Source organism: Pseudoalteromonas sp. S1612, assembly GCF_005887175.1.
In the GTDB taxonomy this organism is placed as follows: Bacteria; Pseudomonadota; Gammaproteobacteria; order Enterobacterales; family Alteromonadaceae; genus Pseudoalteromonas; species Pseudoalteromonas undina.
Window position 1 is genome coordinate 114,490 of record NZ_PNDH01000019.1, and the last position, 19,251, is coordinate 133,740.

11 protein-coding genes are annotated in these 19,251 nt (G+C 38.5%); 1 reads left to right on the forward strand and 10 read right to left on the reverse strand.

Translation table 11 applies throughout. From position 1 onward, the window contains the following. Positions 1-40: 40 nt before the first annotated feature. A complete protein-coding gene (locus CWB78_RS08315) occupies positions 41-2,308 on the reverse strand; it encodes a DNA internalization-related competence protein ComEC/Rec2 (RefSeq protein WP_138595023.1) in 2,268 nt (755 codons plus the stop codon). Here CWB78_RS08315 and CWB78_RS08320 point away from each other — a divergent pair. Beyond that, positions 2,288-2,794, forward strand: a complete 507-nt coding sequence (locus tag CWB78_RS08320; protein WP_010390140.1) for a DUF2062 domain-containing protein — start codon at positions 2,288-2,290, stop codon at positions 2,792-2,794. The two genes, CWB78_RS08315 and CWB78_RS08320, sit on opposite strands and share 21 nt — an antisense overlap. 92 nt (positions 2,795-2,886) lie before the next feature. Here the strand turns inward: CWB78_RS08320 and CWB78_RS08325 are convergent, their stop codons facing one another. The 9 genes from CWB78_RS08325 to CWB78_RS08365 form a co-directional block, all read right to left on the reverse strand. Beyond that, positions 2,887-4,626 (reverse strand): DUF3466 family protein, encoded by a 1,740-nt coding sequence (locus CWB78_RS08325; RefSeq protein WP_138595025.1) that lies wholly within the window; start codon positions 4,624-4,626, stop codon positions 2,887-2,889. Between the two features lie 11 nt (positions 4,627-4,637). Continuing rightward, positions 4,638-6,551, reverse strand: coding sequence for an ATP-binding cassette ATPase Uup (uup, locus tag CWB78_RS08330; RefSeq protein ID WP_138595027.1), 1,914 nt, complete (start codon positions 6,549-6,551; stop codon positions 4,638-4,640). A gap of 15 nt (positions 6,552-6,566) precedes the next feature. Then, positions 6,567-6,806, reverse strand: a complete 240-nt coding sequence (locus CWB78_RS08335) for a glutaredoxin family protein (protein WP_008112065.1) — start codon at positions 6,804-6,806, stop codon at positions 6,567-6,569. Continuing rightward, on the reverse strand, positions 6,799-8,916 hold the full coding sequence (gene rlmKL / locus CWB78_RS08340) for a bifunctional 23S rRNA (guanine(2069)-N(7))-methyltransferase RlmK/23S rRNA (guanine(2445)-N(2))-methyltransferase RlmL (protein WP_010390144.1): 2,118 nt from the start codon (positions 8,914-8,916) through the stop codon (positions 6,799-6,801). Before rlmKL ends, CWB78_RS08335 begins: the two co-directional genes overlap by 8 nt. 90 nt (positions 8,917-9,006) lie before the next feature. After that, positions 9,007-9,537 (reverse strand): cell division protein ZapC, encoded by a 531-nt coding sequence (locus CWB78_RS08345; protein ID WP_054201007.1) that lies wholly within the window; start codon positions 9,535-9,537, stop codon positions 9,007-9,009. Positions 9,538-9,667: 130 nt separating this feature from the next. Continuing rightward, positions 9,668-10,678, reverse strand: a complete 1,011-nt coding sequence (pyrD, locus tag CWB78_RS08350) for a quinone-dependent dihydroorotate dehydrogenase (protein ID WP_138595029.1) — start codon at positions 10,676-10,678, stop codon at positions 9,668-9,670. A 105-nt stretch (positions 10,679-10,783) separates the two neighbouring features. Further along, the gene (locus CWB78_RS08355) at positions 10,784-15,625 is read right to left on the reverse strand and encodes an NAD-glutamate dehydrogenase (protein WP_138595031.1); all 4,842 of its coding nucleotides are present in this window, start codon (positions 15,623-15,625) and stop codon (positions 10,784-10,786) included. Positions 15,626-15,835: 210 nt separating this feature from the next. Beyond that, positions 15,836-18,157, reverse strand: coding sequence for an efflux RND transporter permease subunit (locus CWB78_RS08360; RefSeq protein WP_138595033.1), 2,322 nt, complete (start codon positions 18,155-18,157; stop codon positions 15,836-15,838). Beyond that, positions 18,157-19,152: a WD40/YVTN/BNR-like repeat-containing protein gene (locus tag CWB78_RS08365; protein WP_138595035.1), complete on the reverse strand. Its 996-nt coding sequence runs from the start codon at positions 19,150-19,152 to the stop codon at positions 18,157-18,159. Before CWB78_RS08365 ends, CWB78_RS08360 begins: the two co-directional genes overlap by 1 nt. Positions 19,153-19,251: the final 99 nt, after the last annotated feature.

Genomic DNA, 19,251 nt, shown 5'->3' on the forward strand with positions numbered 1-19,251 from the left:
ACAGCCCCTATTGTATCCTTAGCAACAGCAAAACAAAACGTCAATCTTTGATAAACCAATAACTTTCCGCCCCTCTTGCGGTACTCAGCTCTAAGTGTTTAGCATAAAAATCAACCCGAATTTGTCCTACATCACCGGTGCTATATTGTTTGGCGTTTATTTTATTGTAACGCTTAACTACAGCTTTACTTGGAAATTGCCACTGGCCTTGATACGCACTTGAATGAATCACAAGTGTTGGGTTTACGGCCTCGATAAACTCGACACTGGAAGAGCTATCACTGCCGTGATGAGGACTTAACAAAACGGTACTTTGTAAATCATGCCCTTGTTTAATTAATTTAGACTCCCTCGCCTTTGATATATCACCAGTGAGAAGCACACTATGGTTTGCACTTGAGACTTTAACAACACAGGAATTATCATTACTGTTATTAAACTCATCTTTTGAAAAGGTTTGAATACTCAAGCCTTGAAAGTCTGTTTTTGTTGCTATGCAGTCTTTATATACACCACTTGGATGAAAATAATCAAAGCTCCATGCATAACCTGCTTTTTTAAAGTGCGCAACGCCTCCTGCATGGTCGTTATCTTGATGGCTTACAATCGAGCTAGTTACTGTTAGGTTATGAGCATTAATATAGGGTAGTAAAACACTAGTGACACGACTAAAGCGATTAAAATAACTCGGGCCAAAATCATAAATAAACGCATGTTTATCTTTTTCTATCAGTACCATTAAGCCGTGGCCTACATCAAATACGTTTAACTGCCAAAGGCTGGTTTGCGTAAAGTAATAGTTAAAAAGCAAAGTCAAAATCGGAATGCAGGCTAGTAAGCGAAGCTCAATAAAATAAAGTAAGGGAACAACACTATAAAGCAGCACCACGGTGGTTATACTTACCTGTCCGACATTAAGCCAACGTATCTGCTGAGGTATTGCCTGCAACATTTGATACAAATTGGTCAGTGGAAAATCATATAACACAATAAATGCATGCCAATCGGTTAATAACCCCAGCAACACGCTTAAAAATAAAGCAGGCATCAATACAAAAGATAAAATGGGAATAGCCACAAGATTTAAAACTAAACCCACTAAACTCACGCCATTGAAAAAGTATAATGACAGGGGTAATAAGCCAATAAATAATCCCAGTTGAATAATAAATAATGTTCGCATATTGGCCAGTAGTGAGTGACCCCGAAGCGGAAACTGCTTTAAAACCATAAAAATAATACATACCGCTAAAAACGAAAAGTAAAGCCCTGGATTTAGTACACTAAATGGATTAACCGCTAAAATAATAACCAACGCATATAAAATACTGCGCCATCTCAATGATTGCTTTGCCAAATAATAAAGTAGCAAATAACAGCCCAACATAATTAAAGCGCGGGTTGCGGAGATGATAAAATCACTCAAGTAAACATATATGAATGCCACTACAAAGCCGACAGCGCTATAAACAATAGAAACATTTATGCCTTGATTTAGTTCAGGTTTAACCAACTTAAGACAAAAACGTGTAACAAAATAACAAAAACCAAACACTAAAGAGATATGTAACCCAGAAATGGCTAATAAGTGACTTAACCCAAGACTCTGCATTAACCGCTTTTGCTCGAATGTCATCAATGACTTATCGCCGGTTAAAAGTGTATAATATAGCCATTTAAGCTCAGCATTATTTACCAGCTTTTTTACATAGGCTCTATAAGCTGACACGGTATTATTTTTTTGAGAGCTTTTAATATTAAGCTGTTTATTGAGCACTGTACCTTTAAAGGCTATCTTTTGTGTAAAAGCATAAAGCTGATTATCAAAAACAGTAAAATTTTTAATAGTTCTATAATTATTCAGTCTCACTTGGGCATTAAAAGTATCACCAGATTTAATTGGTTGTGCAAAATTGATACTTAATAAGGCATAAGGTGCCCTAAAGTGACTATATTCACTATCTTCTAAATGGGTTATTTTAGCTTTTATATATTGGGGAGGCGTAGCAGAGATAACCTCTTCGACCACCACACCGACAGAATAAGCATATTTTTTGTGCTGTTCAGGTAACTCAAATGAATAAAACAAGATAAAATGTGCGGCTACACAGCAAATACCGCAAATAAAGCCTAACAATACAGTTAAAAACGGCTTAAAATACGTGCTCACAATAAGGATTGAAATTGTGATAACTGTAAACTCAAGGGTTTGATAATAAAATACGGTAATAACGACACCGATAACAAACCCAAGACTCATCCACACAGACGTAAATGGTTGCTTTAAATGGCTAAAAAAACGATCCAACGGTTTTTACCTGATCCAAATAAAATTAGACATCACAAATCACTAAGGATATTTGGTCGTCTTTTACATGATGCTAACCTTTGGCATTTAAATCGACGCTCAGCACGCGGTGCCTTTGCCGTTGGACTTTTTTTTGCATTCATCCCTGTTCCTTTTCAAATGGTGCTAGCAGCTGCCGCAGCCATAATCTTAAGAGTTAATTTGCCTATTTCTGTTGCTTTGGTGTGGATCACCAACCCACTTACAATGCCACCTATTTTTTACGGCTCATACTTGGTTGGTACATTAGTACTAAATCAACCTGAGCAGCATTTTGCGTTTGAGGCTAGTTGGGCGTGGTTTATAGAAAGCCTTACTACCATTGGCCCTGCTTTTTTAGTGGGTTCGCTTGTGTGCGCATCTATTGCCAGTGTTATTGGCTATTTTGGTATTGATTTAATTTGGCGTCGCTCAGTAAGAAAAGCTTGGATATCTAGAAATAACTAGCGACTACTTCATCAAGTACTTCTGTTAATATTACTATAGACAAAAAAAAACCAACTTAACAAGTTGGTTTTTTTATAAACGAATAACAGTACTTAGAAACGAAAAACGCGTCTTAATCCAACTAAAGGTAGCAGTAATAAACCAAACCATGAGAAGCTGGCTGAGCTACGTTCATAAAACTCTGCATCTGGGGCTTTACAATTTTCAACTTCACCATTAGCAATCGGTGAAAGTTTTACTGCAACAGCAACACTTTCATATTGAATGTTACCATTTATGTCGGTTATGACCTCACCTAGTGAGTCTAATTTTTCAACCGTTTTAGTTGCCACACCAAATACTTCATTATTTTCGTTGATTGATTTCGCCTCTACCATTTTATAACTAAAGCTAGTTTCACCATCACTGTCAAAACATGGTAGTAGATTATTTAGATTAGTGATTTTGTCATCACCAATTTTATAAATAAACGCTTCTGAACGCCTTGTACTCGCTGTATCACCAACATCACCTTCGCCTACAATATAACCTTGATTATTAATATCATTTGCATATGAGCTTGAGCTAATAAAATAATCTTCAGGAAACACCGTCGTGTTTGTATTTATATCGTGGTAAAAGAGTTTGTTTCTTAAAGAGCCTTCAATGCGTTTAGTAGCATAACCTGCAATAATGTCATTATCATTGATTGCAAATGCTTTACCTCCTTCCCAATCATCTTGCTGGTTTATAAAGTCAACTACCTCACCGTCTTTATAATAAGTTGGCATACTGTAGATTCTATTATCGTTGTCAATATCTCGGGTATCTGAAGACCCTACAGCAATACCATTACTATTCACAGCTAATGCAATACTATTAAATGGAGTTCTGTCTTCATCTTCTTCCGGAGTAAGCGCTAAACCTAGCAACTCTGTTGAAGTCACATTATAAGTGCTGTCTAGAGTCCATTTAACCGCTGTTTTATTAAACACACCTCGCGTATTTCGAGAATTAATTAACTCGATACAAGCCATAACTGGCTCATCAAGGCCATCACAATTGTCTGTAATTGTGGTTTGTCTCTCAGCAGGAATACTAACCGATACATTACCAACAACAATGTAACCAGTGTCAGTGGCAACAATATCAGATGCTTTACTAGTCCCACCGTGTTCAGTAAATTCTGGTAAAAGCGGCACTTCAACACCACCAGCAGAGATTAAAATTCCGCGCTCTATAAACTCACGAGTAAACCACGTTTCTTCATCAGTTTCGCCATCTGGTGTAAAGCTCACTTTATCAAATGCTGCACTTCCCCAACCAACCGTAGTACCGTCTTGCGCTACACCTGTATAAAAGTTACTTACTGATCGAGTTAGCCCATCATAATCAAGTGAAGATTCATCGAAAAGAGACTGCTCAGTTATTAAACCGTTATTATAGCTTGTAGCAATAAGCGAACTGATTTTTTGATATTCAAAATCTTCAGACCGAGAAGATAGAAAGCCAACCATAAAAGTATGTGCGTCAGCATTAGTGTAAACAGCATCATTATTTTCTATATCATCGAGGGTAAAGGTTATTTCTTTATCAATGTTTTCAAACCTTTTAACTTCGGTGTCGTATGCGCTCTTTATTATATTATCTGTAAAGTCGATATAACTAATATCAATAGGTAGGTTAAACAATCCGTTAGCTTGACCTATAATATGGCCGTTTTCACTCACATCAGTAACATAAGTATGTTTGGCAGCTTCAAAGTCACCTAATTCGGTTAACTGGTACGTTGCACTTAATGCTGATGTACTCAGTGTGGCTAAAACACTGGCCGCGAGTAATTTATATTTCATTTTATTCCTTACTACTGATTCTTTAATTCTTCAAGTTCTTCCCAACGCTCAAAAGCGGCTTCAAGGTCAGACTCAAGTTGGGCTAAATGGTTCAATTCCTTGGCTGTTATATCACTGTCTTGCTTGAAAAAATCTTCATGACTTACTCGTTCTTGTTGTTTTTCAAGTTCAGCTTCAAGTTGCTCCATTTTATTAGGTAGTTGCTCTAGTTCAAGTTTTAATTTGTAAGAGAGTTTAATTGCTTTGTTATTGCTTTTAACTGGCGTTGGCTCTGTTTTTTCAACTTTTTTGACTGGATGCTTTTGCAACTCTTTGTGCTGCTCCGCCAAATAGTTGGTATAAGCTTCATAATCACTGTAGCCACCAACTATATCAGTAACTTTGCCGTTACCTTCAAATGCCCAAACACTCGAACAGGTATTATCAATAAACTCTCGGTCGTGACTTACTATAAGCACAGTACCTTGATATTGGTTAATAATATCTTCAAGTAGCTCTAATGTTTCAATATCTAAGTCATTGGTAGGCTCATCGAGCACTAATATATTTGAAGGTTTCAAAAATAACTTGGCTAATAACAACCTGTTTTTCTCACCACCTGAAAGTGCTTTTACCGGTGTACGAGCACGTGCTGGCGGAAATAAAAAGTCTTGTAAATAGCCTAACACGTGACGTGAGCGTCCGCCCATCATCACTTCTTGCTTACCTTCAGCAACGTTATCTTGAACGGTCGCTTCTTCATCAAGCTTCTCACGGTACTGATCGAAATATGCAAACTCTAAGTTAACACCTTGCTTTATTTCACCACTGTCTGCTTTTAAATCACCAAACAATAATTTTAATAGCGTTGTTTTACCAATACCATTAGGCCCCACCAAACCAATACGATCGCCACGCATCACTAAGGTAGAGAAATCATCAGCTATCACTTTGTCTTTAAATGCATGATTTAAGTGTTTAGCTTCAAATACTAGTTTACCTGAACGATCCGCTGTTTCGATATTGAAATCAGTTTTACCTACTTGTTCCACACGTTGTTTACGTTCATTACGTAATTGTTTCAGCTCACGAACACGGCCTTCATTACGGGTTCGACGAGCTTTAACACCTTGGCGGATCCACGCTTCTTCTTCCGCTAAGCGTTTATCAAACAATGCATTTTGTGTTTCTTCTACTTTTAAATCATGCGCTTTTTGTTCTAAGTAAGTGGCATAATCACCAGGATAAGAAATTAGCTTACCGCGATCTAAATCTAAAATACGTGTAGCAACAGCTCGAATAAATGCACGGTCATGAGATATAAATACAATGCCGCCTTTAAATTCTTTTAGGAATTGCTCTAACCACATTACACTTGTCATATCCAAGTGGTTAGTAGGCTCATCGAGCAGTAATAAATCAGGCTCACTCACTAAAGCACGCGCTAATGCAACTTTACGTAACCAACCACCAGAAAGCGACTCAAGTTTCGCATCAGGAGTTAGCTCTAATTGAGTAAGTACAAGTTGAATTCGGCTATCAAAACGCCAGCCATCTGCCGCCTCTAATTTATTAGATAAACGCTCTAATTTATTTAATAGTTGATCAGTGCAATCTGTTTGCAATTGTGTGCTTACATGATGAAAATCAATCAGTAAGTTAGCAATTTCAGGCATACCTTGGGCAACGTAATCAAATACAGTGCCACTAGCCCCTTTAGGTGGATCTTGCTCTAAACGCGATATTTTTAAGCTACCAACTTGGTTTATTTCGCCATCATCAAGTATTACTTGACCGTCGAGTACTTTTAAAAGCGTTGATTTACCTGCACCATTGCGACCTACAATACACACACGTTCGCCACTTTCGATTACTGCATCTGCATTATCAAGTAATGGGTGTGTACCGTAAGCTAATTGTGCTTTTGAAATTCTAATTAAATCCATAGTTAATCTTTACTCTTATTCTGCTTGCGCTAAAAACTGCTGCGCCTGAGGTGCAGTAAAAGGCCAAAATAATTGTTGGCCTTGTTGATTTTTTAAAACCGGAATGCTTATTTGATACTCTAAAATTAATGCGTCATCGCTCATAATATCAATAAGTTGTAATTCATCGGTTGATGAAAGTAACGGTTTTAACAGCTGCTCTGCTTGCTCGCACAAGTGGCAGCCGTCGGTGTGATATAAAATCCACTTAGCCATGTTTAATTAACCAGCTATTATGAATTTTTTTATTTCGTTTAAAGTCAGGAGATAAGGTTTTTTCAGAAATATTTTCTGCTTTTAACCCTAACCCCATCAAGCCAACTTCATCCATTACAAAACCGCGTTTATTATTAGAGAATATTAGCGTACCCGATGGGCTCAATATTTTTTTAACCCAAGTTAACAGCTTAATGTGGTCGTTTTGTACATCAAACGCGTCTTTCATTCGTTTAGAATTTGAAAAAGTAGGCGGATCTAAAAAGATCAGGTCATACTGCCCTTGTGCATACTCTAGCCATTTTAAACAATCTGCTTGCTCAAAACGATAACGTGTATTGCTAATATCGTTAAGCGCAAAGTTATCTTGACCCCACTTTAAGTAGGTTTTAGATAAATCAACGGTAGTAATCGCTTTTGCGCCACCAATGGCTGCATGAACTGAGGCGGTTCCTGTGTATGCAAACAGGTTCAAAAAGCGCTTATCTTTTGCGTTTTCTTGAATGTAACGACGTGCAAGGCGATGATCTAAAAATAGCCCCGTGTCTAAGTAGTCAAATAAATTAACTTTAAACTTAGCACCAAACTCTTCTACTACCATGGTTCTATTTTGCTTAGCCATGGGTGTATATTGCTCTTCACCTTTTTGCTTTTTACGTACTTTTACAGCAATGTTTTCAGGTGCAATATCAAGTTGTTGTGCTGTCAAGCTAATAACATCTTGTAAACGCTTCTCAGAGGTTTTTTCATCAATCTCTTTCGGTGCTGCGTATTCAAAAATAACCGCTGAATCACCATAAATATCAACCGCAACGTTGTATTCAGGAATATCTGCATCGTAAACACGATACGCATGGACTTGATTTTGCTTAAGCCAATTTTTTAAACCTTGCTTGTTCTTTTTCAGGCGATTAGCAAATGCCATCGAGCCTTCGAAGTTTAAAGCGGGTTTGTCATCAGAGGTAAGGCTGACTTGCTTGTCATCAAGCTGATACAGGTTTAATTCAACATCAAGGGGGCCATTTTTAAATTTATAGCGTTTTTGCTTCACTAATTTAAGTAATTTAAACAGGCTTTCATCCATGCCCAGTAGAGCGAGTTTCCAATGATTAAAGTGCTTTTTAAAACCAACACCTAAGCTACGATGCAAGTTTACAAGTTCAGCCATAGAACCAATACGCTCACCATAAGGTAAGTTAGAAATAACAACACCCGGCAATTTTGCAACGCTCGTCAGTTTTGTCGCATCGCTTTGCTTAAATTTAATCACCGTATCAAGCTCTGCACGCTGCGCATTAGCAATCGCTTTATCAAGTACTTGTGCATCGTAATCATGGCCAATTAACCATAATTTAGGATCAGTAATATTCGCTAAAAGTTGCTCTTTAAGTTCTTTGAATTTTGCCACTCTAAAGCTGGGTAAACGCTCAAACGCGAACCCTTCACGGAATAATCCAGGCGCTTCATTACGTGCCATTCCAGCCGCTTCTATTAAAATAGTGCCGGCACCACAACATGGATCGAATAGTGGTTGATTGACATTTTCAAGCCAGCCACTACGTTTTATTATTGCCGCAGCTAAATGCTCTTTTATGGGGGCTTTGCCTTGACCTTGACGGTAACCACGCTCTGATAAACGCGGCCCTGAGTAATCAATATAAAGTGAAACGCCATGACGATTTAAACGTGCAACCACTCGCACATTGGCATCTTGCTTATCTACATTTGGTCGCTGTTCAAATAAATCGTTAAAGTAATCAACAATCGCATCTTTAATTACTAAACCAGAAAACTGGGTATTTTTAAGTGAATCGTTTGTGCCATTAAAATCAACAGCAAAAGTTTGTGTTGGGCCAAACCATTCTTGCCAAGGTTGTAAGCGTGCAAATTTGTACAAGCTGTCTTTGTCATTTACGCCTTCTTTTTCTTCAATAAGCATAAGTACACGCGTAGCAAAGCGTGTAGATAAACACACTTTTTGCGCTAGCAATGAGTCAGCCTCAAAGCGAACAGAACCCACAGTTTGCTTTGACACCGTAGCGCCAAGTTCTGTAAGTTCATCAACCAATAAATTTTCGATTCCGATAGAAGTAAGTGCGATAAATTGCAAAGTAAAAACCCTTAATAGCTAATTGCGCGGGATTATAACATAGGTTTGCGTACAAATACGCCTTAAACAAGCCTCAAAGACTAAATTAGGCTAAGCTGTTTGGCTATCATACTGTGAGGTAATTAAGGGGTGAACTCGGTTGTTTAAAACGCGGATAACTTCAAACTGGGCAAGTGATAGATTGTCATCTAGTGCAAAGGTTTCACTTAAATTAATGCACACAGAAGCATCTGGACAATGCTCTATAATTAAAAACTCGCCAGTTTGTGATTCTGAGCTTAAATTAATAACCGCTTCAGTACTAGGTGTACTACCAGTATACGGTTTAAAAAACCAACTTTTTGCCAACACTGGTTTTAATTGAAATTTAACTGCCGTTGCATTGAGCGCTATTTGGCATAACTGGGCAGGGTTCCATAAATTAAACTGCGCAAGGTAATAATAAACTTGCTCATAAAAGGCTGCATCTTCAAGGCTGAAGTATGGGTTTTCAAAAGCACAATCGGTGAGCTGTCTAAGCTTATAAGGTGTACAAAGTTGCATATCGTCATTTAAATCAAGCAGTAAGCGGTTTTTTTCAGCACACGCTATCCACTGCCATTGCTTTGACGCTTGTAACATTTGCTCCTCCCTACTTAGTACTTAAAAAATAAAATAAGACAATAAGCTTAGAGTATAGCTGCTTTTGACCATTTTTAAAACGTCTTTTTAGAACATTTATCGAACGATCAAAAGCTTACATAACTGATCCTTATAAGCCGTTAATGATCGACTTGACCAATTGCGGTCCTTTGTATATGAAACCGGTATAAACTTGAACTAAATCTGCACCCGCATTAAATTTTTCTTTTGCTGATTTAGCATCATCAATCCCCCCCACACCAATAATAGGTAACTGATTGTTTGTTAAACGCTTGAGTTCAGAAACAACATGGGTGGAACGCTCCCTAACTGGCGCTCCTGATAAACCGCCTGCCTCATCAGCATACTGCTGACCTTGCACTAAGCTACGCTCTAAGGTGGTATTTGTGGCTATAACACCATCAATTTTATTATTTAACAGTGACTCGCTCACTTGTTCAATTTGAATTGGATCTAGGTCTGGCGCAATTTTAACCAACATAGGCACATGCTTATTATGCTTGGCAATTAAATCAAGCTGTTCGTTTTTCAAGCTTTGTAATAAGTCATCTAATGCTGCGCCATATTGCAGGTCTCGTAAGCCAGGGGTATTGGGTGATGAAATGTTTACAGTGATGTATGATGCATGCTCAAACACTTTACGCATACAGTGAATGTAATCATCTTTACCCTGCTCATTTGGTGTATCTTTATTTTTACCAATATTGATACCTAAAATACCATCGTATTTAGCTGCTTTAACATTGTTAACTAAATTATCAACACCTTTGTTATTAAAGCCCATACGATTAATAATTGCATTTGACTGCGGCAACCTGAATATCCGCGGCTTATCGTTCCCCACTTGAGGACGCGGTGTTACTGTACCCACTTCTACAAAGCCAAAACCCATTTGAGCGAATGCCTCTATACACTCCGCATTTTTATCAAGACCTGCAGCAAGCCCTACTGGGTTTTTAAATTCGAGGCCTAAAAAGTTCACTGGTTTATTTGCCACGCTTTGTGACCATGCAGCACTCAATGGCGTGTTAGCAAAGCGACGTAAGTTATTAAGAGCAAAATCATGGGCCCACTCCGCATCACGGGTAAACATAAAACGGCGAGCTAAATCGTAGAACATGAATATAATCCTCTTAAAATTGTAGACAAAAAAATACCTCAGACAAGGCTGAGGTATTATATAACAAAAACTGTTTAACGATTAGTTTTAATCATTAGCAGTTTGTTACTTTGCTGATGTATCACAGTTGTGACCAAGTAACATGAGCTCTCTTAATGCCACTGAGAACTTAGCAAAATCGTGACTTTGCGATGTTTTAAACTCTGTCAACATTTGCTTCCAACGTTGAAGTAACAGATCTTGACTATCCATCCATTGTTCAATTTGACCATCTACATCACTGCTTTCACCTTCAAAGCTGTTTAATACCACTTCTGACAAGGTGCGTTGCTGCCAATCTAACTCTTCACGATATGATGCACGCGCTAATGCCTGCCAATGGTTAGAAACCGGTTGATTAGTGATTTGATCTAAGAACCAATGTAGTCCCATTTGCGCACCTAATTTAAAGTAAGTGTGCGACACCATATCGATTTTACGATTAGAGTTTTGAGCAATTTGCGTTAAATCCATTACCGAGAACAAGCTTGATAACGACACAATGCGCTGTGCGATATCTGTAGGTACACCGCTTTGTGTTAGTTCTTCACGGGCACTTACAATACGATCGCTTTCTGTTTTAACGATGTATTTAGTTAAGTTTTCACTTAAATCGGCAAATGTTGGTGAGAAAATTTCAATCGCTTGCTCAATTGATTGTGCTTTCGTGCGATGACGAAGGAACCAACGTGTAGCGCGACGAACTGTACGACGTAACTGGTATAACATTTCTGTTTGTACGTTCGATGGTATTTTATTATCTAAATCACTAATAGATAACCATGTTTCACGCATTTGGAAAATTTCACTTGCGATTGAATAACACAATGCAATTTCAGCTTCGTTTGCACCGGTTTCTTCATTCATTCGCACCATAAAGTTTAAGCCCATATCATTAACAATATTATTTGCTAACTTAGTGGCAATAATCTCTTTGCGTAGTGGATGATTATCCATAGCATCATTAAACTTCTCACGTAATGGGCGCGGGAATGATTTAACTAATAACTGACGGTAATATGGATTCTCAGTAATTTCATCCGTTACCAAAGACTCTTTTAGCACCATTTTCGCGTAAGAAACTAATACAGATAGCTCAGGGCGTGTTAAATCTTTACCTGCAGCGGCGCGCTCTGCTAACTCTTCATCTGTAGGAATAAACTCAATTGCACGGTCTAGCTTACCGTCTTTTTCAAGTGCATGAATAAAGCGAATTTTTTCTTTAAGCGTTGAGGTCCCTTTAGATTGAGTGATCGATAAAGTGTGCGTTTGACGATAACAATCTTTAAGTACTAATTCAGACACTTCATCGGTCATTGAGTAAAGTAACTCATCACGTTGCTTACGCGTTAAGTCGCCTTCAGCAACTAAACCATTAAGTAAAATTTTAATATTTACTTCGTTATCTGAACACGCAACACCACCTACGTTATCGATGAAGTCAGTATTTACACGACCGCCTTGAGCTGCAAATTCAATACGACCTAATTGAGTTGCACCTAAGTTACCGCCCTCGCCAAATACTTTAGCCCCAAGGTCTTTACCATTAATGCGCAGCGCATCGTTAGCACGATCTCCAACATCTGCATCCGTTTCTTTCGAATGCTTAATGTAAGTCCCTATACCACCATTCCACAATAAATCATGGTCCATCATTAATGATGCTTTGATCAACTCATTTGGCGTCATGCTGGCTTTTTTAGTGCCTAACATCTTTTTCATTTCAGGCGTAAGCGTAATCGACTTAGCAGCACGCGAGAAAATACCACCACCGCTTGAAATTAGCTCTTTATTGTAATCTTCCCATGATGAACGTGGTAAATTAAATAAACGTTCGCGCTCTGGATAAGAAGCCGCTGCATCTGGATTTGGATCAACAAAGATATGTAAATGGTTAAACGCCACTTGCAAACGAATGTGCTTAGATAACAACATACCATTACCAAATACATCACCGGCCATATCCCCGATAGCAACTGCCGTAAAATCTGTGGTTTGACAGTTAATATCCATTTCACGGAAATGACGTTTTACAGACTCCCATGCACCACGAGCCGTAATACCCATCTTCTTATGGTCATAACCTACTGAACCACCTGATGCAAACGCATCACCTAGCCAGAAGTTATATTCGTTTGCGATGCCATTGGCAATATCAGAGAATGTTGCTGTGCCTTTATCCGCTGCTACTACTAGGTACGCATCGTCTTCATCATGGCGTGTAACATCAACAGCAGGTACAATTTCACCACGGTCAATATTGTCTGTGATATCTAATAAACCACGAATGAAGATTATATAACATTCTTGGCCTTCTTTAATAAACGCTTCACGTTCACTAGGTAGTTGTTTACATACAAATCCACCTTTTGAACCTACCGGTACAATCACGGTATTTTTAACTTGTTGCGCTTTTACTAAGCCAAGTACTTCTGTACGGAAATCTTCACGACGATCTGACCAACGCAATCCACCACGGGCAACTTTACCAAAACGTAAATGCACACCTTCAACACGTGGAGAATAAACAAATATCTCAAACGCTGGCACAGGTAGTGGGACTTCTGGAATTAAACTTGGCTGAATTTTAAGTGAGATGTACGACTTAAATTTGCCTTCAGCATCTTTTTGGAAGTAGTTAGTACGTAATGTAGCAACAATCATATCAACGTATAAACGGATAATACGATCATCATCAAGGTTCGCTACGTTTTCTAACTCTGCATAAATTTCTAAGCCTAGTTTTTCAAGTGTTTTAGCACTTGCAGGGCTTTTTACAGAGAACTTTTTAGAGAATAAGTTAACAATTTTAGCGGCAATATGCGGGTAATTTGCAAAGGTGCTTTCAATATACGTTTGCGAGAAAGTAACCCCTATTTGGCGCATGTATTTCGCGTATGCACGTAAAATTGATGATTCACGACCCGTTAAACCACCCATTAACACTAGACGGTTAAAGCCATCGTTTTCTAAACGGTTTGCCCATACACTGGTTAATGCAGCGCGAAAACGTGCAGAGATCTTATCAAAATCAGCCATCCCTTTGCTGTCAATTAGCATAGAGAAGTCCATGACCCAATTTACGCCACCATCACTAGTTTTAACCGAGTATGGCGTTTCACCTACAACACGTAGACCAAAGTTTTCAAGCATTGGCATAACATCAGATAAATGAATTGGCTCATCTTTATGGAATAAGCTTAAACGCACAATATTGCTGCTTGCTTCTTCTTGTGGACGATAAAATAGCATTTCTAACTTATTATCATCGCTTAGCATTTCTAGCTTTTCAATATCGACCACTGCAGCGCTAGGTAATACTTCTTCTTTGTATGAGCGTGCAAAGGCATTGCAATATTTACGGTTTAATTCATTACCACGGGCCTCACCAGCAGATTCAAGTAAGGCTGATTGTAATTTATCTTCCCATGTACGAGCGGCTTCTATTAGGTTGTTTTCTATGTCTTTCACGTTATATTCAATATTGTTGTCGGTCACACGAACAGTGTAATGGGTACGCGCCAGTGTAGACTCAGAGAAATAGGTAGTAAATTCGACTTTAACGTCAGAATTAAATGCGTTAGCTAAAATAGCTTGCGTTTCGCGGCGAAGCGCTGTGTTATAACGCTCACGAGGTACATAAACCATGCATGATAAAAAACGGCCATATGCATCTTTACGAACAAATAAACGACACATATCGCGTTCTTGTATTTGCAACACGCCCATGGCAACTTCTAGTAACTCATTCTCACGAGCTTGTACCAGTTCGTCACGTGGGTAGGTTTCTAATATATTTAATACGGCTTTGTATGCATGTGTCCCTTTAGCGAAGTCACACATATCCATAATACGATTAATTTTACTTTTAAGAACCGGTACATCAGCAGCGCTATTGTTGTAAAAGTTTGATGAAAACAAACCGATAAAACGATCTTCACCAATAACATTGCCTTTGTCATCAAAACGTTTTACACCCACATAATCTATGTAAGCTGGGCGATGAACGCGAGACAATGAATTAGTTTTAGTTAAAATTAATAGGTTACTACTGCGTGCTTCTTGGCGAGCCACTTCAGGTAACTCAGAAAGCAAACGTGTATGCTCAGCATCAGAGTTTTTCATTAACCCTAAGCTGGTATCCATTTTACCTTTTAATTGATAGTCGCCCTGAACTGGTGAAAGTTCATATTGGCGATAACCCATTAATGTAAAGTTGTCTTTTACTAGCCAATCTAAAAACTCAACGGTTTCATTTATTTCATTGTCATTTTTATCTTTATGGCTTTTTGGCAAGCTTTTGCTTACCGCGATTAATTTTTCGCGAATAGGCTGCCAATCTTCAACCGCAACCGATACATCAACAAGTACTGATTCAAGCTCTTTTTTGAAAGACTCAATAACAGTTGCATCTGTTTGACGGTCAATTTCTATAAAGAATACAGTTTTTGTTGATGTTGATTCTTGCTCTGCTTTTAAGCTTGATAACCCAGATATTTTTTCGTTTTTATCACGTTGAATTTTCAGTGGACTATGAAGAAGTAAGTGAGAGGCGATGTTTTCTCGTGTCATGGCCATACGTACAGAGTCAACTAAAAACGGCATGTCTTTAGCAATGATCTCTACAATGGTATGTGATGACTGCCAGCCATCTTTTGCCACTTCAGGGTTGAAAACGCGAATAACTGCGTCATCTGATGTATTTTTTTCTAGCGAATTCCAAAGGCTGAGTGCAGCACCATATAAGTCACTGTCGTTGCGATTTGCCAAATCCTCTTTAGACATATTGCTGTACAAGGCTTTGGCGAATTTCTCAACGAGTAACACATTATCAGCGCGAACTTTTTTCTGGATAAGCTTACAGACGTTATCTAAAATAACCGAGGCTTGGCCTTCATTTCGTGTCATTGTATGTTCCTTAATCTATCACTGCTAGTTTAGCAGAATATTTGTACAGCCATTTATTAGCGTGGAGTCAGTTAAATTCTAACCCTTTTAAAACTAATAAACAGCCTTTTCGATGAAAACATTTTAAGCATTTCAGCTATTTGGTCATCTATTCACAAAATATAGATATAAATGGCCATTACTGGCCATTTTGGAGCAAATTTATTCACCTTATTTTTTCTGGTCGGTCCAGAGCAAGCTACCAATTGCAGGTAAAAGTAATACAGCACCCAACATATTTACTAAAAACATGAAGGTAAGCAGAATTCCCATATCAACTTGAAACTTCAAATCAGAAAAAATCCACGTACTAACACCAATTGCTAATGTAATACCAGTAAATAACACCGCACTACCACGTTCAACTAATGCATTACGATAAGCAATACTCAATGGCACGTTTTGTTTTAACTGCCCCATCATCGATGACAAAATATAAATACCGTAATCAACACCAATACCTACGCCCAAAGCAATTACTGGTAAGGTTGAAACAGTTAGACCAATCTCAAGCTGAACCATAAGTGCTTGCGCAAGAGTGGAGACTATGTACAAGGGTAATACCACTGCAATAGTCGCTTTTACGCTCTTAAAGCTAAGTAAGCATAAAATAATGACCGCACCATAAACATAGATCATCATAGGGATTTGTGCAGCTGAAACAGATTCATTCGTTGCAGCCATCACACCTACAGGGCCTGATGCCAATTTGAAAGCAAGCTTGTCTGTGCCCTCTTCAACAGCAAATTGTTTTACCTTTGCAATCACGTTATCAATAGTTTGTGCTTTGTGATCATCTAAAAATATAATCACGGGCATTACTGAACAATCACCGTTTAATAACCCTGTGCTGGTTTCAACGCGAGAGGTTGACTGCACTAAACTGGCAGAATTGCGCGGCAAACTTTGCCACTTTAAATTACCCTCGTTATAACCGGCATTAACTGATTGTGCCACTGAGCTTAGGCTGACCGCTGATTGTACACCAACTAAATTTTCAACCTTATACTGAAAGCGCGATATACGCTCCATGACGTCATGCTCGGTACACGCAGCAGGATATGCTTCCACAATGACTTTTAAAATATCCGAAGAAATAGTGTATTTGTCCGATATTAAGAAAGTATCTTGGTTGTAACGTGCATCTTGGTGCAATGATGGTGCCCCAGCATGTAAATCACCAATACGCATTTTGTCTGCTTGCCAATAGCCCAGTGCAAATAAAACCAGAGTGAAACCAATAATGATTTTTGCTGTTTTTGGGTCGGTTGCTTTAACCAACAAATCGCGCATTGCATCGAGTATGTTCGGTTTATTAGCATCACCTGATTGAATATGGATGCTGTTTTCAAAGCGCATATACGACGCCCACACTGGCAACAAAATCAGATTAGTAAATATAATCACTGCCACACCTAAACTGGCAGTAATAGCAAGTTCACGAATAATACCGATATCAATGGTTAATAGGGTTAAAAAGCCAACCGTATCAGATAACAACGCAATCCCACCAGGCACAAGTAAAGCTCTAAAGCTTGATTGGCAACATATTGCTGTAGACTTACCCTCAGCAACCTTTTTACCAATGGCGTTAATCATCTGTACACCGTGGCTTACACCAATAGCGAAGACTAAAAATGGCACTAAGATAGACATAGGATCAAGACCGAAGCCTAAGCTAGAAAGCAATCCTAACTGCCAAATTACCGCAATAATTGAACACACAATCGGTAAGATAGTAAGTTTTAAGCTGCCACAAAATAGCCATACCATGACAAAAGTAAACGCAATTGCAATGGCAAAAAATAATACAACCCCTTTTGCGCCCTCGGCTATATCGCCGGCCATTTTTGCAAAACCAATAATATGAATACTGATCTTTTCGGTACTTAGAGGCTCACGAATTTCGCTTTCTAATTTTTTTGCAAAAGCGAGAGTGTCTAATTTTTCTTGTGTTTGCGGATCAGTCTCCAACAGTTGGGCGGTGACCATAGCACACGAATAATCGCTTGCTATCATACGACCCACTACTTTGGCCTTTTCAATGTTCTCTTTAACAATTCCTAAGCCTTGCTTATCGGCTTTAAAGTTGGCTGGTATAATAGGCCCGCCAGCAAAGCCGTCTTCAACGACTTCAACAAAGCGCGCACTAGGTGAAAATATTGAATTTACTAAAGGACGATTTACTCCTGGAATAAAGTAAAGTTGGTCATGCACAGCTTTTAATTGAGTAAAAAATTCAGGGTTAAAAATATCACCACTGTCATCACATACTGAAATTAAAATACTATTAGCGCCGCCAAACTGTTTTTCATGTTTGGTGTACACCTTCATATAATCATGGTTAAGCGGAATATTTTTATTAAATGACGCATCAAGCTGAATCTGCGTTGCTTTAAAAACCAATAAACAGGTGATCAACACAAAACTTATGAGCACCACTAAGCGGTGTCTAAAAATCGCTTTTTCTAAAAAATCTAAAATTGCTTGCATTAAGGGGTCAACTCCTTCACTTTAATGCCGTTTTCTGTTGCCATGATCAGTTTATCTTTAACAATCACGCCATCAAGAATCGCTTTACCATCAGCCAACTGCTCGTACGACAACACATCATCTTTAAGGTGAAAAATAACACCGCTATTAGCCAATAATAGCCATTGTTTATTATTATAATTAATGATGCTATTTACAGTAGCTGTTTTATCATTGTCTAAGTGCTGCCAGTGCTGACTGTCGGTTTTATTTAGGAAAATATTACCACGTAACCCCGCGACGATTTGTTGCGATGAATCAAAAGCAAAACCAAAAAACGAGCCAGGATAAATTTCATCTAAACGTTGCCATGTTTGGCCATCGTCATCACTTTTTGCCATTAAGCCCATCTCTCCCACTAGTATTAAACCCGTACTAGTCGGTTCTATGCGGTTAAAATGTGGCAAAATAGACGAGGTTTCTATTTCATACCCTTCGGGATCGGTTTCTTTTAAATCGTTTAAGTACGCTCTATCTTCACTAAATAACAGTGAATCTAAAAAGCGTTTTTGCCAATGTTTTCCGCCATCACTTGTTTGATAAAACATACCGTAAGCGCCAACCGCATAGCCATTTAAGTCATCTTTAAAATAAATATCTAAACAGGGTTTATCTAAACTTGGTTTTGCTTGTTGTAACTGCCAGTTTTCACCACCATCGGTGGTATTAATAATTGTGGCGTCATGTCCACATGCCCAGCCATTAGAATCATTAGTAAATTCAACCGCTGTTAGTAATACTTGTGTAGGTACCAATTTCGCTTGTTGCCAATCGCTACCATCAATACTTTTAATGACCGTCCCATGTTTACCTACAGCAATAAGCCCTGCTGAAGTTTGGGTAATATCGGTAAGGAGTGTTTTATCTGCATTAATTGCGCTAATCGCACTTTGAGGTGCGTCTTGTGCAAAACTCGCACCGCTTAGGATCAGGCTGGCATAGACCAAATACTTCATAAATTAAATTCGCCTTGAACTGAGGATTTGTTTGTCTGTTATAAAGAGGAAAACCTGTGCGTTAATAGACAAACGCGATGTGAAAGAAAAAAGGCACCT